The 20,435-nt window shown below is 63.5% G+C and carries 21 protein-coding genes; 17 read left to right on the forward strand and 4 right to left on the reverse strand.

Going from position 1 to position 20,435, the window contains the following annotated elements; genetic code table 11:
- Positions 1 to 43: 43 nt before the first annotated feature.
- Both MnOB_RS24915 and MnOB_RS24920 read right to left on the reverse strand, forming a co-directional pair.
- Positions 44 to 679 (reverse strand): SCO family protein, encoded by a 636-nt coding sequence (locus MnOB_RS24915; protein WP_077527213.1) that lies wholly within the window; start codon positions 677 to 679, stop codon positions 44 to 46.
- Complete coding sequence (locus MnOB_RS24920) at positions 676 to 2,532, reverse strand: multicopper oxidase family protein (protein ID WP_077527215.1); 1,857 nt, start codon at positions 2,530 to 2,532, stop codon at positions 676 to 678. The genes MnOB_RS24915 and MnOB_RS24920 overlap by 4 nt, the downstream gene beginning before the upstream one ends.
- Before the next feature lie 367 nt (positions 2,533 to 2,899).
- Here MnOB_RS24920 and MnOB_RS24925 point away from each other — a divergent pair, with 367 nt between their 5' ends.
- Positions 2,900 to 3,346, forward strand: coding sequence for a hypothetical protein (locus tag MnOB_RS24925; protein ID WP_077527217.1), 447 nt, complete (start codon positions 2,900 to 2,902; stop codon positions 3,344 to 3,346).
- Between the two features lie 242 nt (positions 3,347 to 3,588).
- Positions 3,589 to 4,968 carry an aldehyde dehydrogenase family protein gene (locus MnOB_RS24930; RefSeq protein ID WP_077527219.1) on the forward strand — a complete coding sequence of 460 codons (1,380 nt, stop codon included), beginning with the start codon at positions 3,589 to 3,591 and terminating at the stop codon, positions 4,966 to 4,968.
- Positions 4,969 to 5,240: 272 nt separating this feature from the next.
- Here the strand turns inward: MnOB_RS24930 and pdxR are convergent, their stop codons facing one another.
- Positions 5,241 to 6,674 carry a MocR-like pyridoxine biosynthesis transcription factor PdxR gene (gene pdxR / locus MnOB_RS24935; RefSeq protein WP_077527221.1) on the reverse strand — a complete coding sequence of 478 codons (1,434 nt, stop codon included), beginning with the start codon at positions 6,672 to 6,674 and terminating at the stop codon, positions 5,241 to 5,243.
- Positions 6,675 to 6,976: 302 nt separating this feature from the next.
- Here pdxR and MnOB_RS24940 point away from each other — a divergent pair, with 302 nt between their 5' ends.
- Complete coding sequence (locus tag MnOB_RS24940; protein WP_077527223.1) at positions 6,977 to 7,237, forward strand: hypothetical protein; 261 nt, start codon at positions 6,977 to 6,979, stop codon at positions 7,235 to 7,237.
- Between the two features lie 108 nt (positions 7,238 to 7,345).
- Here the strand turns inward: MnOB_RS24940 and MnOB_RS24945 are convergent, their stop codons facing one another.
- A complete protein-coding gene (locus MnOB_RS24945) occupies positions 7,346 to 7,915 on the reverse strand; it encodes a MarR family winged helix-turn-helix transcriptional regulator (protein WP_234358328.1) in 570 nt (189 codons plus the stop codon).
- A 106-nt stretch (positions 7,916 to 8,021) separates the two neighbouring features.
- On the opposite strand from MnOB_RS24945, the gene MnOB_RS24950 reads away from it, so the two are divergent.
- From MnOB_RS24950 to benB, 14 genes are all read left to right on the forward strand, one after another.
- A complete protein-coding gene (locus MnOB_RS24950) occupies positions 8,022 to 8,252 on the forward strand; it encodes a glutaredoxin domain-containing protein (protein WP_077527227.1) in 231 nt (76 codons plus the stop codon).
- Between the two features lie 13 nt (positions 8,253 to 8,265).
- Positions 8,266 to 8,520, forward strand: coding sequence for a DUF2024 family protein (locus MnOB_RS24955; protein ID WP_077527228.1), 255 nt, complete (start codon positions 8,266 to 8,268; stop codon positions 8,518 to 8,520).
- Between the two features lie 10 nt (positions 8,521 to 8,530).
- Positions 8,531 to 8,803 (forward strand): Rho-binding antiterminator, encoded by a 273-nt coding sequence (locus MnOB_RS24960; protein WP_077527229.1) that lies wholly within the window; start codon positions 8,531 to 8,533, stop codon positions 8,801 to 8,803.
- 188 nt (positions 8,804 to 8,991) lie between these two features.
- Positions 8,992 to 9,921 carry a pca operon transcription factor PcaQ gene (pcaQ, locus tag MnOB_RS24965; protein ID WP_077527230.1) on the forward strand — a complete coding sequence of 310 codons (930 nt, stop codon included), beginning with the start codon at positions 8,992 to 8,994 and terminating at the stop codon, positions 9,919 to 9,921.
- Positions 9,922 to 10,038: 117 nt separating this feature from the next.
- The gene (gene pcaH / locus MnOB_RS24970) at positions 10,039 to 10,758 is read left to right on the forward strand and encodes a protocatechuate 3,4-dioxygenase subunit beta (protein ID WP_077527231.1); all 720 of its coding nucleotides are present in this window, start codon (positions 10,039 to 10,041) and stop codon (positions 10,756 to 10,758) included.
- Positions 10,759 to 10,770: 12 nt separating this feature from the next.
- Entirely contained in the window at positions 10,771 to 11,376 is a 606-nt protein-coding gene (gene pcaG / locus MnOB_RS24975; protein ID WP_077527232.1) for a protocatechuate 3,4-dioxygenase subunit alpha, read from the forward strand.
- Positions 11,366 to 12,466 carry a cell division protein ZapE gene (zapE, locus tag MnOB_RS24980; protein ID WP_077527233.1) on the forward strand — a complete coding sequence of 367 codons (1,101 nt, stop codon included), beginning with the start codon at positions 11,366 to 11,368 and terminating at the stop codon, positions 12,464 to 12,466. The genes pcaG and zapE overlap by 11 nt, the downstream gene beginning before the upstream one ends.
- Positions 12,467 to 12,480: 14 nt before the next feature.
- The gene (locus MnOB_RS24985) at positions 12,481 to 13,410 is read left to right on the forward strand and encodes an AEC family transporter (RefSeq protein WP_077527234.1); all 930 of its coding nucleotides are present in this window, start codon (positions 12,481 to 12,483) and stop codon (positions 13,408 to 13,410) included.
- Between the two features lie 243 nt (positions 13,411 to 13,653).
- On the forward strand, positions 13,654 to 14,286 hold the full coding sequence (locus MnOB_RS24990; protein ID WP_077527235.1) for a malonic semialdehyde reductase: 633 nt from the start codon (positions 13,654 to 13,656) through the stop codon (positions 14,284 to 14,286).
- 343 nt (positions 14,287 to 14,629) lie between these two features.
- Complete coding sequence (locus tag MnOB_RS24995) at positions 14,630 to 15,472, forward strand: IclR family transcriptional regulator domain-containing protein (protein WP_077527236.1); 843 nt, start codon at positions 14,630 to 14,632, stop codon at positions 15,470 to 15,472.
- Between the two features lie 376 nt (positions 15,473 to 15,848).
- Positions 15,849 to 17,198 (forward strand): 4-hydroxybenzoate transporter PcaK, encoded by a 1,350-nt coding sequence (gene pcaK, locus MnOB_RS25000; RefSeq protein WP_077527237.1) that lies wholly within the window; start codon positions 15,849 to 15,851, stop codon positions 17,196 to 17,198.
- A gap of 164 nt (positions 17,199 to 17,362) precedes the next feature.
- Positions 17,363 to 18,325, forward strand: coding sequence for an AraC family transcriptional regulator (locus MnOB_RS25005; RefSeq protein WP_077527238.1), 963 nt, complete (start codon positions 17,363 to 17,365; stop codon positions 18,323 to 18,325).
- Positions 18,326 to 18,588: 263 nt separating this feature from the next.
- Positions 18,589 to 19,947, forward strand: a complete 1,359-nt coding sequence (gene benA / locus MnOB_RS25010) for a benzoate 1,2-dioxygenase large subunit (protein ID WP_077527239.1) — start codon at positions 18,589 to 18,591, stop codon at positions 19,945 to 19,947.
- Positions 19,944 to 20,432, forward strand: a complete 489-nt coding sequence (benB, locus tag MnOB_RS25015) for a benzoate 1,2-dioxygenase small subunit (protein WP_077527240.1) — start codon at positions 19,944 to 19,946, stop codon at positions 20,430 to 20,432. Before benA ends, benB begins: the two co-directional genes overlap by 4 nt.
- The last annotated feature ends 3 nt before the right edge of the window (positions 20,433 to 20,435 follow it).

Consider the following 20,435-nt stretch of genomic DNA (forward strand, 5'->3'; position numbering starts at 1 on the left):
AAGTTTTTTCTTGAACAACTCGCTGGCTACGTTGCGCGCCGTCTCAGGTCGGTACGGCTGCATCCTTGTAAGCAGTCGCCACCATCGCCGTATCCACGTGGTTGATGGTGGCAATGATGCGTTCGGCGTCGCACAGGGCCGGCGCCATGGCCCAGCGGTTGGTGCGGTCGTTGCCGATGCGGAGCATGCCGATGTGGCTGGTGAGATTACCGTCGACCTCCGGTACGGGGTCGTAGAAGCCCAGGCCGTAGCGCAGGCGACGGATATCCGCTTCCTTGCCGGTGAGGAACAGCCAGCCCGGACGTACGCCCTGGCGTTCGGCGTAGTCCCTGAGTACGTCGGCGGTATCCAGCGCAGGTTGCAGGCTGATGGAGTAGAGGAATACATCGCGCCCCAGTCGCTCGCCGAGGAGGATCTGGAGCCTGCGCAGGTTGGCGATCATGGCTGGGCAGCTGCCTTCGCACTGGACGTACATCATGTTGATCGCCACCACCTTGCCCTGCACCAGGTCGTCGTAGAAATGCAGCTGGCGACCGTCATGGGTTTGCACAGGAACATTGGGGAAGCGGCCGTCGGACTTGCGCGTCGTCGATTGCGAAGTCGGGGCAAGGCTGTAACCCAGGGCGCCGCCAAGCGCCGCCAGGCCCAGCCCGCCGATTACCATGCGCCGAGTGTTCATGTGCGGCCTCCCGGGAGTGGCGATTCACTGCGTGCCATACCGCTGCCGCTGCTGGGTGATGGTCCACCGGTGTCCAGTTCGATATCCCAGCGACCCATCATGGCGTGATCCTCGTGGATCAGGTTGTGGCAATGGATGGCGTATTTGCCCAGGAAGTCGCGGAAGCGCAGGAACACCCGGACGGTCATGTCTTCGCCTATCACGTAGACATCCTTGCGCCCTTGCTCATGGAGCGGAATCGGCACGGCGCGACCCAGCACCGTCTTGCTGATGATGCGACCTTCCTCGAAGTGGACGTGGATAGGGTGGTCCCAGCCATCCTCGGGGTTGACCATTTCCCAGATTTCGGCGCTGCCCTGGCGTATACGGGCGTTGATCTGATTGGGGTCGAAGAAGCGCTCGTTGATGGACCACAGGCCTTTGTCGCGGTCGAACACCCAGCGTCGTGTCGGCGCCGCGGCGATCTCTTCGGCGGTGAGCGGGCGCAGCTCGCGGAGGCGGTCCGGCACCTGGCTGACATCGGCTTCAAGGGGCATGCGGTCGACGATGAACTTGAGCACCTGCACGCCGGGCCTGCGTACGTCCTTGGGTTGCCGGGTGTCTTCGGCCTTGTGTGTGAGGCGGTTGACCAGATAGAGCTCGGTTCCCAGCGGGTAGGCGGAGAAGTCCACCACGATGTCGCCGCGCTCGGCCACGGCCAGCCGGACCCGCGTCTGATCGCGCAAGGGCGCGGGCAGCAGGTTGCCGTCATTGGCGATGTAGGTGAAGCGCTGGTCGCGCCCGCGGCGATCCACCAGGTAGAACTCGTAGAAACGGCTCGGGCCAGTGTTGAGCAGACGCAGGCGATATTTGCGGGCGGCGACGCGCAGTATGGGCTCGATGATGCCGTTGACGGCGATCTTGTCGCCCAGGACGCCTTCCGGGCTGACCTGATCCCAGAACAGGGTGCCGTCGGGGGCGAAACGCTTGTCGCCGAAGGCCAGCGGATAGTCATGGGGATAGCTGGGGAGACGCAGCGCACCAGGGTTGGGATCGTGCTCGTCGCCGGAGTCGAGGTCATCGAACAGCAGGTAGAAACCCACCAGGCCCTTGTAGATGTTGGGCGCGGTGAAATCCATGGTGTGGTCATGGTAGAAGAGCGTGCCCAGGGCTTCCCTCGGGTCGCCGATACCGTTCTGGAACTCGTCGAAACCGGCGTAGATGTTGCCGTACAGGTGGTCGAGGAATTCCCCGGGAGCGGCAAGGGTCGGTCCGGCCTTGGTGGCGCTGTAGAAGTCGCCGGGGAAGCCGTCGCTTTCCGATCCGGTGTGGGCGTTGTGCAGGTGGGTGGCGATTTCTGGTGAACCGAAGCCCTGGTGGTCGGCGGGCAAACCATTGCGGATACGCACGACGATGGGCTCGCCATAGCGCGCGAAGATCACGGGTCCTGGCGTCATGACTTCCGCTTCATTGCCCTGGAAACCCCAGATCGGCTGACGCGGGTAGGCCTCATTGAAGAGCCATTGCGGGTTTTCCCGTGCCGTCAGTTCGTAGGTTGTCCCGTAGGCCAGTTCGGCCCAGCGCTGATGCACCGCTCGGCCTGCCTCTCCAGCCGAACCATTGGCCTGCTCGGTGGGCGCTGGAGACAGGAGGACGGGGGCGAGCGGAGTAATCCGTTCGGGTAGTTCGAGGGTCCAGGGAATGGTTGGCGGGCTGGGCGGGATGACCAGAAGGACCTCTTCGCCTTCATCGTCGCTGGCCAGGCTACCAAGCGGGCGCCCGATGAAGGGGACCGCCACTGCAGCCGAGGCGAACTTGAGAAAGGTTCTGCGGGAATCGCCGGATGCCGAGTGGATGGGGTCGGGCCTGTTCATGAGACGCCTCCTCCCGAAGGGGATTCATCTTTGCTCAGGACTGAAGATCCGAGTGAGCTTCCGTGGTGGTAGAGAGGGGCGGGATCTCCGTCAAAATCCTGGCAAACCATGACGATATCACCGTGAAATTGCTGGCAGTCAAAATAATGACAATCGGCTGGGTAGGCGTTGCGGATCGCGGTCTGAGTGCGCTTCGTCGCGTCTCTGGCCCTCCTGTCAAAGCCAGGCTGGCGGCGTCTTGACTCCTGTTCCCCGGTCACGAAACTCAGGCGGCAGGGGTGGGAAAAAAATACCGAGATGCCAACAACCGGCCCCGAACCAGCATTCCTGGCAACGATGACAATTGCTTCGGCTAGGGGAGGCAGTCATGTGTCATTCAGTGGAAGTCAGTGGACTCTTCACCGCCGAAGGAAGCCGGCAACTCATCAACTACCCCGATGCCGATGCGGCATTGCCCATCCATGACCCACAGCGTGGCGTGGTCTGGATTCCCTGGGGACGTCGAAGCCAGGAACACGGTGAACTCCCGGCCACAGGCTGGTTGCAGGGCGAAGGCGTGGTGCCCGAAGGCTGGGACCGCTTCAATCCGGCTTCGGTGCTCGCGCGGGTAGCGCGCTTCATGGAGATGACCCACGACGGCGAGCCGCGCTGGTTCGACGTGGAAGACGGCAAATTGCTGCAATGCGTGTTGCTGCGCCATGGCCACGAACAACGGGTATACGTGGTCACCACCGAGGCGCCGGACGAACAGCACCGCAGCTGGCCACTGACGCGCGGCCACAGGAGCAAGGGGCGGCTGGCCGCGCTTATGTAGGGTGGATGGCGCTTTTTCCATCCACCGGCGGAGCTGGGTCAGGCGCCTAATGGTGGATCGGTGAAGCGTGATCCACCCTACGAAGAGCCGTGTGTCGGTGAGCCAGGGCCTCGGATACCCATTCTCTTTTTGTGAATACTTTCTTCTGGATTATTCGTTTTACGTGAATCGGTCGCTGCCTTAACGTCGCCGCATGATTGATCGCGAGCCCTGACGGGGCTCTCACGTAGAACGAGGACAACATGACTCAGCCTGCCGCCATCTCCCGCAACCCCGCCACCGGCGAAGAAATCGCCCGTTATCCCTACCAGGATGCCGCCGCCCTGGAAGCCAGCCTGGCGTCTGCCCAGCGTGGCTTCGAGGCCTGGAGCCGGTTCAGCGTGGAAGAACGCAGCGCGGCGCTGCTGCGCATGGCCAAGGCCCTGCGTGCCAACGCCGAAACCATGGCACGGATGACCACCACCGAAATGGGCATGCCGATCAGCCAGTCCCGTGGCGAGATCGAGAAATGCGCCAAGCTCTGCGAGTGGTACGCCGAACACGGTCCCGCCATGGTGGCCGACGAGCCGACCCTGGTAGAGGACGACAAAGCCGTGGTCGCTTACCTGCCGTTGGGTCCGGTGCTGGCCGTGATGCCCTGGAACTTCCCGGTGTGGCAGGTCATGCGCGGCGCAGTACCGATCATCTTCGGCGGCAACAGCTACGTGCTCAAACACGCCCCCAACGTCATGGGTTGCGCCCGTCTGCTGGGCGCCGCCTGGGCCGAAGCCGGCCTGCCGGAGGGCGTGTTCGAGGTAATCAACGTCGAGCCGCCGCTGGTTTCGGTGGCCATCGCCGATCCGCGCATCGCCATGGTGGCGGTGACCGGTAGCGTGGGTGCCGGTGCGGCCATCGCTTCCCAGGCTGGTGCTGCGCTGAAGAAATGCGTACTGGAGCTGGGCGGTTCCGACCCCTTCATCGTCCTGGCCGACGCCGACCTGGACCAGGCCGTGAAGGCTGCGGTCACCAGCCGCTTCAACAATGCCGGTCAGGTGTGCATCGCCGCCAAGCGCATCATCCTCGAAGCACCCATTGCCGAAGCCTTCACCGAGCGCTTCGTGGCGGCGGTCGAGGCACTGAAGATCGGTGATCCACAAGCCGATTCCACCTTCGTCGGCCCGATGGCCCGCTTCGATCTGCGCGACGAACTGGATGGTCAGGTTCAGGCCACGCTGGCCGAGGGTGCGACGTTGCTGCTGGGCGGCCACAAGCTGGAAGGTACGGGCAACTACTACGCGCCGACCATCCTGGCCGACGTAACTCCGGATATGACCGCATTCCGCAAGGAAATCTTCGGCCCCGTGGCGTCCCTGATCGTCGCCCGTGACGCCGAGCACGCCGTGGAGCTGGCCAACGACAGCGAATTCGGCCTGGGTGGTGCGCTCTGGACCACTGATGCCGCCAAGGCACAGAAGCTGGCCCGTCGTATCGTCAGCGGCGCGGTGTTCATCAACGGCTTCACCGCCTCCGACCCGCGCGTGCCGATCGGTGGCGTGAAGAAGAGCGGTTACGGTCGTGAGCTGTCCCACTTCGGCCTGCGCGAATTCCTCAACGTGCAGACCATCTGGCGCGATCGCGGCTGAAGGTTGGGTTGAGTGAAAAAAGGGGCTGCCAGGTGCAGCCCCTTTTTCATTCTGCGAAAGGAGTTCGCACGCTTGCTCTTGTGGGGGCGAATTCAAATGCTCGGGCTATCAGGATTACGTTGCCACGTCGGTGTGGCCGGCCCGTAGGGTGGATAGCGCTTTTTCTATCCACCGGCTCTGCAATGTTGGGCCTCGTTCCTCGGACCAACCTACGGCAGGACTGCGTCCTGCTTGGCGAATGAATTCGCCCCTACAGGTGGTTGTGCCGCCCTTTATGCAATCTGCTCCAGGATGTCCCGCACCCGATCCAGCGCCGGGTCGATGTCCAGGGTCTCGATGCCGCCATAGCCCAGCATCAGGCCGCTGCGTGGCGGTATCTGGTAGGAGAAGCTGGCCAGCGGATAAATGCCGACGTCCACCTTGCGGGCCAGTTCCACCAGCAGCGGTATGTCCACCGGCACCTTCGCCAGGACCGCAAGGTGGAACCCGGCCACCGAAGGCACCAGCTCGAACCAGCGTCCGAGGTCTCCGTTGAAGCGCTCGTGGATACGCTCGCGCCGGCTGGTGTAGAGCGGGTGGCAGCGGCGGATATGCTTGAGCAGGCAGCCTTCATCGATGAACTTGGCCAGGGTCCACTGCATCAGGGTCGAGCAATGGCAGTCGGCGAGCTGCTTGGCGGCGGTAATGGCGGTGATAAGCGCGGGCGGCAGGATGCAGTAGCCCAGGCGAAGCTCGGGCTGCAGGGACTTGGAGAAGGTGCCGACGTAAGCCACGGCGCCCTGGCTGTCCAGGCTCTGCAGGGTTTCGGTAGGACGGCCTTCGTAGCGGAATTCACAGTCGTAGTCGTCTTCGATGATCACCGCGCCGATGCGCAGGGCTTTCTCCAATAGCGCTTCGCGTCGGGCCTGGCTCATGGGCATGCCGAGGGGGAATTGGTGCGACGGGGTCACGTAGATCAGTCGCACATGCTCGGGAATGGCGTCGACGCAGATACCTTCCGCATCCACTGGAATGCCGATCACCTCGGCACCCTGGGCGGCGAACAGTTGACGCGCCGGCGGGTAGCCAGGGTCCTCCACGGCCACGCTGCAGCCCGGCTCGATCAGCACACGAGCGAGCAGGTCCAGCGCCTGCTGCGCGCCATTGCACACCACGACATCCTCGGCGTTGCAGCGCACGCCGCGGGAAAAGGCCACATGGCGGGCAATGGCATCGCGCAGGGCGGGCAAGCCGGCTGCCTCGCTGTAGAGGCCTCGGGATTTCGCGGTCTGGCGCAGGGCGTGCTGGGTGCAGCGGCGCCAGTCGTCCTGGGGGAACTGGTTGCGGGTGGTGGCGCCGCCGATGAAGTCGTAGCGCAACATCGCATCAGGGGACGGATGGCCCAGGCTGCTGGAGATATTGCGCCACCTGGAGATGATCGCTGCGCTGGCCAGGGATTCGTGTCCCTGCTTGCGCCCCTGCCCGGCGGACTGGGCATTGACGAAGGTGCCCGAGCCCACCTTGCCGATGAGCAGGTTGTCGTAGGTGAGCAGGGCATAGGTATCGGACACCGTCTTGCGCGAGATTCCCAGCTGTTCGGCCAGCAAGCGGCTCGGTGGCAGCCGGGTACCGGCCTTCAGGCGTCCGGACTCGATGGCCTCGCGCAACTGGCGATACAGCTGACCGGACAGGTCCTTGCTGCCCTGGATGACGATGTGCAGTTCCATGCATGGCTCCGGCGAGGGACTGGCTGGAAAAATACCGCATTGCCGGTGGTTGTGGTTGGCGTCCCGCAAGGGGCGGGCAGGGCGTTACGTTAGTCCGCGGGCCGTCCGCGCCGAACAGCCAATCTGCACATTTCCCGGAAGGCCAATGGCATGACCCCCGGTCAGGTGAAACGTCCCGGAGCGCCCCCTGTGCTATATCCGGATGAGAGCAAGGCATGCGCCGACCTTCAGTTGAACTTCACTCACGCCTGCCGGACTGGCTGACCCCATTGCGCCGGGCATTCAACAAAGAGGTAGACCCCATGAGCACCCTGCAATGCGTTCACCGCGACCACACCGTAGTCGCCGACGTCTTCGAGCATCCGGGCATTCCGACGCCCTGGGCTGCCGGTTGCCACATCATCGCGCCCGACGGGCAAACCACCCGCCGCATTGCGCTTCCCGTTCGCTATTCCTTCCTGGCGGAACTGGGCAAGGCCCAGCAGGCATCACTGGCCCATGGCAGGTGGCTGGTGGATCAGTGCCTGGACGAAGGGCGCGAGCTGTTCCAGAAAAGCGCCTGAGGAAAGCCGGGCAGGGAGGCCCTTGTCTGACACCTTTGCGCGCCCGTCTTGAGCGGGCGCCCTATCAGTGCGGACGTACGATTCCATTTTCCCAGCCAACCGGGCTGATCAGGCTGCATGTTCGCGCGGCTGGTGTTCACGGCAGATCAGCTCGATGGAAGCGCGGGCCAGGGGTTCCCGGGTCAACCCGCAGAAGGGGCCGCCGTCCCGCTGCTGATGAAAGCGACAGGTCTTGCACAGGCCGAAACCGGGCACATCCACCTGGCGCTGTACGGTACGCAGCAGCTCAGCCAGCAGCCGTTCCAGTTCCTCCGCATCCGCCCCCATTGCCTCTGCGGCGTTCGCCAGGAATTCAGGCGGCGTCACCGCCACCAGCAGCTCACGCGCCGCAGGCGTCAGCACCAGGTGCACGCTGCGCTTGTCCTGCTGATCCTGACGCTTCTCGATCAGCCCCTTGGCTTCCAGTGCTTTCAGCGATTGCGATACCGTGCCCTTGGTCAGCCCCAGGTAATCGGTCACTGCCAGCGGCGTGTCCGAGTAGTGGTTGCAGCGCGCCAGGTATTCCAGCGCGCTGAGCTGCACTGGCTGGAGATCGGCCAGCAGCGGGTGCTCGCGGTGCCAGATGCGCATCAGGCTGGTCAGTCGTTCGAACAGATCGAAAAGGGTGCTCATATTCACCTCCGTCGATAAATAGTATCGAGTAAAAACTATATTGACAAAGGGTGTTCTCCGGGTAACCTGATTGCGGTATCGAATCGATACTAAATCAACCTGGAGACTGAAAATGACTACCGCCCGTTACTACCACGCCGGCTGCCCGGTTTGCGTTTCCGCTGAACAGACTCTCCTCAACCTGCTCGCCCCTGACGTTCAGGTGGAAGTGGTGCACCTGGGCGAAGCCCCGGCCCGCGTCGCCGCAGCCGAGGCCGCTGGTGTGAAATCGGTGCCCGCCCTGGTGGTGGACGACCAGGTGCTGCACATCAACTTCGGCGCCGCGATTGCGGACCTGAAGTAAGGAGGGCATCGAAATGCAGGTGAAAGTCTTCGATACCCATGTCCGTACCCGCGATGGCCGTTACCTGCACTTCGACGTGCTTACCGACGGCGGCGACAAGCTCCAGGCGGGGCGCTTCGCCGCCGAGTGGCTGGCCAGCCGGGGTGTGCAGGACGCCGACATCGCCGCCAGCGAATGCCTGTTCTGCCACAGCGAGATCGCCAGTCCGCAGGTGGCCGAAGCCATCGGCCGACACGGCTACTCGATCATTCCGCTGCAAGGCTGCTGAGGAGACCGCCATGTATCAGCCCCTGGATTGCGACCTGCACGATTTCCTGGAAATCGCCTGCCTCTATCGCTACCTGCTGAAGGTCGAGCTGGTGGACGGCGGCGGGTTCGAGGCCAGGGCGCTGACCACCCACACCAACCCGGAGAAGGAAGAGTTCTTCGTGCTGGAAGTGGAGGACGGTCCCTGTTCCGTACGCATGGACCGCCTGCTGGCCATCACGCCACTGGAAGCCGGTGCGCGTTTCGGCCGCGTAGAGTTGGCCGGGAAGGTGTGTGCGGTGTAAGCGCGACTCGCCGCTGGAGCTGTAGGAGCGAGCTCTGCTCGCGATCAGTCCGAGCGCCATCCTTCGCGAGCAAGCTCGCTCCTACACGAGTTCGGTCCAGACATGGTTTCCCAGGTTCAAATAGGAGTTGGCTGTGGGTCCGGTCCTTGCGCTAGCCTTCGCAGGCAAGCCGCAACAGGACCTCGCCGTTGAACATCGATAACCGCATCAAATTCCGCCACCTGCTGTGCTTCCTCGAAGTGGCGCGCCAAGGCAGCCTGGCCCGCGCCGCTGACCAGTTGGCAGTGAGCCAGCCGGCTATCTCCAAGACCCTCAAGGAACTGGAGGAGGTGCTCGATGCCAGCCTGTTCGAACGCAGCAAGAGCGGCGTCAGCCTGACGGAAGCCGGCCTGGCCTTCATGCGCTATGCCGGCCCTTGTGTGCAGGCCTTGCGTGACGGGGTGAACAGCCTCCGCGAAGGCGAGTATGCCGCCGGTACCGTGCGCCTTGGCGTGCTCTCCACGGTTGAGGGGCTGCTGGTGCCGGAAGTCGTGCGCCGCCTGCATTCGAGCCATCCTTCCCTGGTGGTCAGCGTTCTGACCGGGCCGGGCGCCTATCTGCTGTCGCAGCTACGGGTGGGCGAGCTGGACCTGGTGGTCGGACGCGTGACCGACAACCCGGAAATCCACGGCCTGACCTTCGAACACCTGTACAGCGAGTCCATGACCCTGGTGGTTCGCGCTGGCCATCCGCTGCTGGAGGAGGGCGCCGACCGACGCTCGCTGGACGGCTTTCCGCTGGTGCTCCCCCTTGCCGGCACGACCATCCGCAAGCATGCCGATGGCTTCTTTGTGCAAAGCGGCATCAGCCCGCCACGCCAGCGTCTGGAAACCCTGTCCCTGGCCCTGAGCCGGCGTTACGTACAGAGCGGCGATGCGGTCTGGATCGCTCCCCTGGACGCGGTGCGCCTGGACCTGGCCAGTGGTGAACTGGTGGAGCTGGACCTGGGTTTCAAGGAACCCGGCGGTTCGGTGGGAATCTGCAGCAACGCGTCGCTGCCGCTTTCGCTCGCGGCGCAATGGGCGGTGGAGACCCTACGCGAGGCGGCACTGGACTATCGCGAGGGGCGTCTGACATAACCAAATGGTTATGGATGGCGCCAAGGATTTCAATTTTCTGCTGACCTCTACTGGATGAAACTGCGCTCCACGGCCCGCAGCCTGGCCGCTCAATAAATCCAACAAGAGGAAACCGTGATGTCCGATGCGGAAAACAGCCGCTTCGTCATTCGTGACCGAAACTGGCACCCGAAAGCTTTCACGCCCGATTACAAGACGTCCATCGCCCGCTCTCCGCGTCAGGCGTTGGTGAGCATTCCGCAGTCCGTCTCCGAGACCAGCGGCCCGGACTTCTCCCACCTGAAGCTGGGCCAGCACGACAACGACCTGCTGCTCAACTTCAACAATGGTGGGCTGCCCATCGGCGAGCGCATCATCGTTTCCGGGCGGGTTGTCGACCAGTACGGCAAGCCGGTTCCTCACACCCTGGTCGAGATGTGGCAGGCAAACGCCGGCGGCCGCTATCGCCACAAGAACGACCGTTACCTGGCACCGCTCGACCCGAACTTCGGTGGCGTCGGCCGTGCGCTGACCGACCGCGACGGCTACTACCAATTCCGCACCATCAAGCCGGGTCCGTACCCGTGGCGCAACGGCCCGAACGACTGGCGCCCGGCTCACATCCATTTCTCCATCAGCGGGCCGTCCATCTCCACCCGCCTGATCACCCAGCTGTATTTCGAAGGTGATCCGATGATCCCGATGTGCCCCATCGTCAAGAGCATCGCCAACCCCGACGCGGTTCAGACGCTGATCGCCAAGCTCGACATGAGCAACGCCATCCCCATGGATTGCCTGGCATACCGCTTCGACATCGTCCTGCGCGGCCAGCGCAAGACCCACTTCGAAAACCGCTGAGGAGGCACGCGCATGCCTATCGAACTGCTGCCGGAAACCCCCTCGCAAACGGCCGGCCCCTACGTGCACATCGGCCTGGCCCTGGAAGCGGCCGGCAACCCGACCCGCGACCAGGAAATCTGGAACCAGATGGCCAAGGCCGATGCGCCGGGCCAGCACATCCTGCTCCTCGGCAATGTCTACGACGGCAATGGCCATCTGGTGCGCGACTCCTTCCTGGAGTTCTGGCAGGCCAACCACGAAGGCGTCTACGACACCGCCTTCGACCTGGAAAAACCGTTCAACAGCTTCGGCCGTACCGCCACCACCTTCGACGCCGGCGAGTGGACCTTGAACACGGTCAAGCCGGGCGTGGTGAAGAACGCCGCTGGCGTGCCAATGGCGCCGCACATCAACGTGTCGCTGTTCGCCCGTGGCATCAACATCCACCTGCAGACCCGCATCTACTTCGACGACGAAGCCAGCGCCAATGCCATCGATCCGGTGCTGAACCTGATCGAGCAGCCACAACGCCGCGAAACCCTGGTGGCTCGCCGCTGCGAAGTGGACGGCAAACTGGCCTATCGATTCGACATCCGTATCCAGGGAGAAGGGGAAACGGTGTTCTTTGACTTCTAGAGAGCGGGAACCCGCATTCGATGCGCCGGCCGAAACGGTCGGCCAGCGCATTGAACGGCATTTTGATGCACTGCTGGAGGCCCGGGGCTACCGGGCCGACACGGCGCAACGCACAGCCATTACCCATCTCGGGCAATGGCTGGAGTCGTTCATGGCCGGGAAAAAGGGCTGGTTGCGTCGTCCCGTCGCGGGCCTGTACCTCTGGGGCGGAGTAGGGCGCGGCAAGAGCTTTGTGATGGACGCCTTTTTCGCCGCCGCACCGCTGTCGGCGAAACGCCGCGTGCACTTCCACGCCTTCCTCCAGGAACTGCAGGAACGCATGCGTGCCTTCACCGGCCAGCCCGATCCGCTGGCACTGGCGGCCAGGGCGTTGGCAGCGGATACGCCATTGCTCTGCTTCGACGAGTTCCACGTCCACGACATCGGCGACGCTGTGCTCCTCGGGCGTCTGCTCAAAGTGCTGGTGGAGGAGGGCGTGGGCATGGTCTGCACCTCCAACTACGACCCGGACGGGCTTTGCCCGAACCCGCTGTACCGCGAACGCTTCCAGCCGGCCATCTCCTTGATCGAAAAACGCTTCGACGTGCTCAACCTCGACGGCGGTGAAGACTACCGCTTGCGGCGCGGAGAACTCGAAGCCTGGGGCACCTATTGCTGGCCGCTTTCAGCCACCGATGTGCCCGGGATCGAACATCAGCTGGGTTTGAGCGCAGCGGCCGAACGGGATGTGGTGGTGGCGGTCAACCACCATCCGCTGCGGTTGCGGGCCATGGATACCGAACGGGCCTGGCTGGATTTCGACGAGCTGTGCCGACGCCCCCATTCCAGTGCCGATTTCCTTTGGCTGAGCAGGCGCTTCCTGCATCTCGCCATTAGCGGCGTGCCCTGCCTCGGTGAGGAAGCCATCGATGTGCAACAGCGTTTCGTCAACCTGATCGACATCGCCTACGACGCGGGAATCCAACTCCTGCTGGCCAGCGAAGCCAGCCTGGACGACCTGTGTCGGGGCAATCCCCATATGGACTTTTCCCGTACCCGCAGCCGGTTGCAGCAATTGAAACCGGTCCAGCCCGGGGAAGGGAGCCGCTGACCGCAGAGCCCCCAATGCTTCAGATTCTTGGCATCACCGCGCCCATCTTCATCCTGATCGGAATCGGCTACCTGTCCGCCCGCGGGCGGCTGGTCAGTCCGGAGCAGGTGCTGGGCATGGGCAAATTCGTCATCACCTTCGCCCTGCCGGCCCTGGTCATACGCGCACTGCTGGAAAAGCCGCTGGACGAGGTGTTCGACGCCACCTACCTGCTGGCCTACGGCATCGGGTCCCAGGTGGTGTTCTGGGGTGGCTTCCTGTTCTCCCGGATGGTGCGCAAGGACAGCCTCAGCGGCAGCGCGCTGGCGGGCCTTGGCATGTCGGTGTCAAACAGCGGCTTCATCGGTTATCCCATCGTGGCCATGGTCCTCGGTTCACCGGCAGCCGTGGCGCTGGCCCTCGGAATGCTGGTGGAGAACCTGCTGATGATTCCGCTGGCGCTGGCCCTGGCCGAAATGGGTCGGCAGAACGGCAGCGGATTGCGCGCGGCCCTGCTGGATACCTTCCTGCGCCTGCTGCGCAATCCGGTGATCATCTCCATCAGCATCGGCCTGGGATTGGCCCTGCTCGGCGTCCGCCTGCCCAGCGTGCCGGCCAAGGTGGTGGAGATGCTGGCGACGGCCTCGGCGCCGGTCGCACTCTTCGTCATCGGCGCCAGCCTCAACGGACTGCGAGCCGGTGGCCTGGTCAAGGACGTGGCCCAGCTCAGCCTCGGCAAGCTGCTCCTGCACCCGCTGGCGGTCATGCTCAGCTTCCAGCTGCTGCCGCCGGTCGACCCGGCACTGCGAGTCGCCGGTGTGCTCTTCGCCTGCTCGCCGATGATGAGCATCTACCCGATCCTCGGCCAGCGCTTCGGACTCGAGGGGCGCTGTGCTGCGGCGCTGGTGGTCTGCACCGTGCTGGCCTTCGTCAGCATCAGCTTGTTCATTGGTTTGCTGACCTGAGGCATGGGCTGCTTTTCTGTACCCTCGCACCCACGGTCTGGATCGTAGGGTGCGCTGTGCGCACCGATTCCGGGATCGGCTTCGGCACCCCATCAAACCGCTGGTACGCACGGCGCACCCTACCGGATCGGCTTCATCCTGCTAGCCGGTGGATTCGAATCGTCACAGGTGGAGCGCTGCGCTGGCTATTCTCATCAGGTCATCCGCACGAGCGTGCGGCCACCCTGGCAAGAGGAGGCAGCGATGAGCAAGCGATTGAGCGAGGAAGGCATGGACCTGCTGTTCCGTCAGGCACGTACCTACAGTGCCTGGCTGGACAAACCGGTGAGCGACGACACGTTGCGTGAGCTGTACGACCTCATGAAGTGGGGGCCGACCAGCGCCAACTGCAGCCCGGCGCGGATCCTCTTCTTGCGAACGCCCGAGGCCAAAAACCGTCTGTTACCCGCACTGGCGCCGGGCAACATCGACAAGACCATGGCGGCTCCGGTCACCGCTATCGTTGCCTACGACCTGAAGTTCTATGAGCAGCTGCCCACGCTCTTCCCCCACACCGATGCGCGTGCCTGGTTCGCCAATACGCCGGAACTGGCCGGGCTCACCGCGCGGCGCAACAGCTCGTTGCAGGGGGCCTATTTCATGCTGGCAGCGCGAGCGGTTGGCCTGGACTGCGGGCCGATGTCGGGGTTCGACAATGCCCTGGTCGACCACGAGTTCTTCCCCGCCGACGGGCGAGCGGACGCCTTCCAGCTGGAGCACTTCCCGGATAGCCAGGTGAAGTCCAGCTTCCTCGTCAACCTGGGTTATGGCGATCCGTCGAAGCTGCACGCGCGAGGGCCGCGCCTGGGCTTCGACGAGGTGTGCAAGCTGCTGTAGGGGCGAATTCATTCGCCAAGGACAGCGCAGCTGTCCTGTTCTGGTTCGGTAGGGCAGACCTTCGGCCTGCTTGGCGAATGAATTCGCCCCTACAAGAAAAAGATCGAAATGCCAGCCCCGAACGCGCGGGTAGCGCGCCGGGGTGATGGCGTCTGCGTGGGGGGAGCGACTCCGCCTCTTGAGCGAAGACGATGCCGGGCGCCGAGGTACCTGATCAAACCGGGGCGCTGGTTGGCGGCGGCAAAAGTAAGAGTCGAACGCATCAGGGTCAATTGCGATTATCGAACTTTGGTTCGATAATCGGCCGACTTGTCGTGACCGCGATCCACCAAGGACAACAAGAATGACCGAAGAACTGCGTGCCCCTCTGCCGCCCCTGGCTCCCCCGATCATCGCCTCGCCGGCCAAGCGCATCGAAGCCTTCACCGGTGATCCCAACTTCATGACCTCACTGGCTCGCGGCCTGGCGGTGATCCATGCGTTCCAGGAGCGCAAGCGCCACCTGACCATCGCCCAGATCAGCCATCGCACCGAGATTCCCCGCGCCGCTGTGCGTCGCTGCCTGCACACCCTGATGAAGCTGGGCTACGTCACGACTGACGGGCGCACCTACTCGCTGCTGCCGAAAGTCCTGACCCTCGGCCACGCCTACCTGTCGTCGACGCCGCTGGCGGTCACCGCCCAGCCGATCCTCGACCGCCTCAGCGACCAGCTCCACGAGGCCTGCTCCATGGCCACCCTGGAAGGCGATGAGATTCTCTACATCGCCCGTTCGGCCACGCCCAACCGGTTGATCTCGGTGGACCTGAGTGTCGGCAGCCGCCTGCCGGCCTATTGCACGTCCATGGGCCGCATTCTCCTGGCCGCCCTGGATGACGCCGCGCTGGACGACTACCTCGAACACGCCGACTTGCAGGTCAAGACCAGCCGCACCGTGCACACCGTCGACGGGCTGCGCGCCAGCATCGCGGAAATCCGCCGCCAGGGCTGGGTGATCATCGACCAGGAACTGGAAATGGGCCTGCGCTCGGTGGCGGTTCCGGTACGCGATTCCGCCGGCCAGGTGCTCGCTGCACTGAACGTCGGCACCCACGTTGGTCGCGTCAGCCGCCAGGAACTGGAAACCCGATTCCTCCCGGCGTTGATCGAGGCGAGCAAGGATCTGAGTACGCGGTTGTTCCATTGAGTGTTCAGTCGTCAGGGACTTCTGTAGGGGCGAATTCATTCGCCAAGGGCAGCGAAGCTGCCCCCTGATAGCAGGGCAGACCTTCGGCCTGCTTGGCGAATGAATTCGCCCCTACAGGGAATCTATCGCCCTGACCAATCATTGTTCGAATACCGAACGCTTTGCCGATTATCGAATTGAACCACCCGCCTGCTCTTCGTATGGTCTGCACAGCCGCGCCACCAGCCAGCGCGGCCAATAACAACAATGAGAGTCCGATCCGGTGACACCAGAAGCACCGGGCACGCCCTCATTCCTGTCCAGTCCGAGTCTTCCCCGTCAGAGGCCGCATAGAACGGCCCGCATGCGGAGGAGGGCCAATCGCAGGAATACTTGCATGACCAGCCCAGCCCACCTGCCCGCCACGGGCACGCTCGACGTTCAATCCTTCATCAACGCCCAGCCGCTATCCGCCTATCAATGGCGCGTCGTGTTGCTGTGTTTCCTCATCGTGTTCCTCGACGGCCTGGATACCGCCGCCATGGGCTTCATCGCCCCGGCGCTGACCCAGGACTGGGGCATCGACCGTGCCAGCCTCGGCCCGGTGATGAGCGCCGCGCTCATCGGCATGGTCTTCGGCGCCCTCGGTTCCGGTCCCATGGCCGACCGATTCGGGCGCAAGGTGGTGCTGGTAACAGCGGTGTTTCTGTTCGGGCTGTTCAGCCTGATCTCCGCCTTCAGCGCCAACCTCGAACAACTGCTGATTCTCCGCTTCCTTACCGGCCTCGGCCTGGGCGCCGCCATGCCCAACGCCACGACGCTGCTGTCCGAATACACCCCCGAGCGCCTCAAGTCGCTGCTGGTCACCAGCATGTTCTGCGGCTTCAACCTCGGCATGGCCTCCGGTGGCTTCGTTTCCGCCTCGATGATCCCGGCCTTCGGCTGGCACAGCCTGCTGCTCCTCGGCGGCATCCTGCCGCTGGTGCTCGCCGTGGTGTTGCTGATCTGGCTGCCGGAGTCGGCGCGCTTCCTGGTGGTGCGCAACAAGGGCGCGGACAAGGTCCGCAAGGCGCTGGCACCCATAGCGCCTGCTGAAGTGGCGACCGCCAGCGGCTTCAGCGTGCCTGAACAGAAGACCGTGCAGAGCCGCAACGTCTTCCAGGTGATCTTCTCCGGCACCTACAGCGCCGGCACCCTGTTGCTCTGGCTGACCTATTTCATGGGCCTGGTGATCGTCTACCTGCTCACCAGCTGGCTACCCACCCTGATGCGCGACAGCGGCGCGAGCATGGAGCAGGCCGCGTTCATCGGCGCGCTGTTCCAGTTCGGCGGTGTGCTCAGCGCTGTCGGCGTGGGCTGGGCCATGGACCGCTTCAACCCGCACAAGGTCATCGGCGCGTTCTACCTGATGGCCGGTGTCTTCGCCTATTTTGTCGGCCAGAGCCTGGGTGAAGTGACCCTGCTGGCCACCCTGGTCCTGCTGGCCGGCATGTGCGTCAACGGTGCCCAATCGGCCATGCCGTCCCTGGCGGCGCGCTTCTACCCGACCCAGGGCCGCGCCACCGGCGTGTCCTGGATGCTCGGCATCGGCCGCTTCGGCGCCATCCTGGGTGCCTGGATCGGTGCGACCCTGTTGGGCCTGGGCTGGAATTTCGAACAAGTGCTGACCGCGTTGGTGGTGCCTGCCGCCATCGCTACTACAGCGGTGATCATCAAGGGGCTGGTAAGTCACGCCGACGCGACCTGAGTCGGCTCGCGATCGGTTGTTACAACCGGTCGCACTTACTTACAACCGTTTATCCCTGGCCACTGCATGTAGGAAAAGGCTCACATAGAATCGCGTAATGATGATCGCGGGCGCTTGCCAACCGGCATGACGCCCGCGACTTACAACAACGAGAAAGAGTGCCTGTGATGGATAGTCGCCTGCTGAGTGAACGCAGTAAGGTGTTCGAGCGTGCGGACCCCTATGCCGTGTCCGGATATGTGAACCAGCATGTCGGGTCGCACTGCATTCGCCTGCCCGCCGCAGGCCATCCCGAGGCCAGCCTCAATCACCGCAAGTTCGCCAACCTCGATCTCTGCCGCATCAGCTATGGCGGTGCCGTGCGTGTCACCTCACCGGCGCTGGAAACCATCTATCACCTGCAGATTCTCCTCAGCGGCCATTGCCTGTGGCGCGGCCACAAGCAGGAGCACTACCTGGCACCGGGCGAGCTCTTGCTGATCAACCCTGACGACCCGGTGGACCTGACTTACTCGGATGACTGCGAGAAATTCATCCTGAAGATGCCCACCAGCCTGCTGGAAGGCGTCTGCGATGAGCAGCGCTGGCAACGGCCGAGTCCCGGCGTGCGCTTCCTGCAGAACAACTATCAACTCGGTGAACTGGAAGGCTTCGTCAACCTGCTGGCGATGGTCTGCCAAGAGGCTGAAGCCAGCGACCAGCTGCCGAGGGTGCAGGAGCATTACGCGCAGATCGTGGCGAGCAAGATGCTCAGCCTGATGAAGACCAACGTCAGCCGCGAAAGCCTGGGCTGCCAGGAGGCTTCGTTCGATCGCATCCTGGCCTACATCGAACACAACCTGAAGCAGGACATCAGCAGCGAATTCCTGGCTCGCCAGGCCAGCATGAGCCTGCGCTCCCTCTATGCGCTGTTCGAGCGCCACCTGGGCACCACGCCCAAGCACTACATCCGCCAGAAGAAGCTGGAACGCATCCGCGCCTGCCTGGCCGACCCCAGCTGCAACGTCCGCAACGTCACCGAGTTGGCGCTGGACTACGGCTTCCTGCACCTGGGTCGCTTCTCCGAAAGCTACAAGGGGCTGTTTGGCGAGCTGCCGTCGGACACCTTGAAGCGGCGCGGGCTGTAACGCCAATTCATCGCTCTTTCACTGTAGGGGCGAATTCATTCGCCAAGCAGACCGCAGGTCTGCCCATCGGCCTTGAAGGGGGCAGCTCCGCCGCCCTTGGCGAATGAATTCGCCCCTACAAGGTGTTTTCCGCCCCCAGTGATTTGTTACAGCTCCCACCTCTCTGCAAAAAACGGATAGCGATCTGCACAAAGCGGATATTGCCGTTTGCCCCGCATCCCTAACCTGACCTGGCCTGAACAATAACAACGGAGGCCCTGGCCATGTCCCTGGGATTCGATTTCCTGCACTCGCTGCTTGAGGATGACAAAGAGAAGGGCGTCTACCGCTGCAAGCGGGAGATGTTCACCGACCCGCGCCTGTTCGAGCTCGAGATGAAGCACATCTTCGAAGGCAACTGGATCTATCTCGCCCACGAGAGCCAGATTCCCGAGAAGAACGACTACCTCACCCTCAACATGGGGCGCCAGCCGATCTTCATCGCGCGCAACAAGGACGGGGTACTCAACGCTTTCCTGAACGCTTGCAGCCATCGTGGCGCGCAGCTGTGCCGACACAAGAGCGGCAACCGTTCCTCCTATACCTGCCCGTTCCACGGCTGGACCTTCAACAACTCCGGCAAGCTGCTGAAGGTGAAGGACCCGGCTGAAGCCGGCTATCCGTCCAGCTTCAACTGCGAAGGCTCCCACGACCTGACGAAAGTGGCTCGCTTCGAGTCCTATCGCGGCTTCCTCTTCGGCAGCCTGAATGCCGACGTGAAGCCCCTGGTCGAGCACCTGGGCGAGTCCGCCAAGATCATCGACATGATCGTCGACCAGTCCCCCGAGGGTCTGGAAGTCCTGCGCGGTTCCTCCAGCTACATCTACGAAGGCAACTGGAAGCTGACCGCCGAGAACGGCGCCGACGGCTACCACGTGAGCTCCGTGCACTGGAACTACGCCGCCACCCAGAACCAGCGCAAGCAGCGCGAAGCGGGTGAAGAGATCAAGACCATGAGCGCCGGCAGCTGGGCCAAGAACGGCGGTGGCTTCTACTCCTTCGATCACGGTCACCTGCTGCTCTGGACCCGTTGGGCCAACCCGGAAGACCGTCCGCTCTACGAGCGCCGCGACGAGCTCGCCCAGGACTTCGGCAAGGCCCGTGCTGACTGGATGATCGAGAACTCGCGCAACCTCTGCCTGTACCCGAACGTCTACCTGATGGACCAGTTCAGCTCGCAGATCCGCATCGCCCGGCCGATCTCCGTCAACCAGACCGAAATCACCATCTACTGCATCGCGCCGAAAGGCGAGAGCGCGGACGCCCGCGCCAAGCGCATCCGCCAGTACGAAGACTTCTTCAACGTCAGCGGCATGGCCACTCCGGACGACCTGGAAGAATTCCGCTCCTGCCAGCTGGGCTACCAGGGCAGCCGTGGCTGGAACGACATGTCCCGCGGGGCCGAGCACTGGGTCGAAGGCGCTGACGCTGCCGCCCAGGAAATCGACCTGCACCCGCTGCTCTCCGGCGTGCGCACCGAAGATGAAGGCCTGTTCGTGCTGCAACACAAGTACTGGCAGGAGACCATGCTCAAGGCCGCCGCGGCCGAACAGCAACTGATCCCCGTGGAGGCCGTGCAATGAGCATCTCTTACGACGCCGTGCGCGACTTCCTCTACCGCGAAGCGCGTTACCTGGATGACAAGGACTGGGACAACTGGCTGGAGCTGTACGCGGCTGACGCCAGCTTCTGGATGCCGTCCTGGGACGATCGCGACGAGCTGACCGAAGACCCGCAGACCGAAATCTCGCTGATCTGGTACGGCACCCGTGGTGGCCTGGAAGACCGCGTCTTCCGCATCAAGACCGACCGTTCCAGCGCGACCATGCCGGACACCCGCACCTCCCACAACATCAGCAACATCGAGATCCTCGAAGTGGCCGACGGGCAGTGCAAGGTGCGCTTCAACTGGCACACCCTGAGCTTCCGCTACAAGACCGTGGACAGCTACTTCGGCACCAGCTTCTACACCCTCGACGTGCGCGGTGAGAGCCCGCTGATCAAGGCGAAGAAGGTGGTCTTGAAAAACGATTACGTACGTCAGGTCATCGACGTCTACCACATCTAGGGT

Source organism: Metapseudomonas resinovorans (assembly GCF_002003485.1).
Lineage (GTDB): Bacteria > Pseudomonadota > Gammaproteobacteria > Pseudomonadales > Pseudomonadaceae > Metapseudomonas > Metapseudomonas resinovorans_D.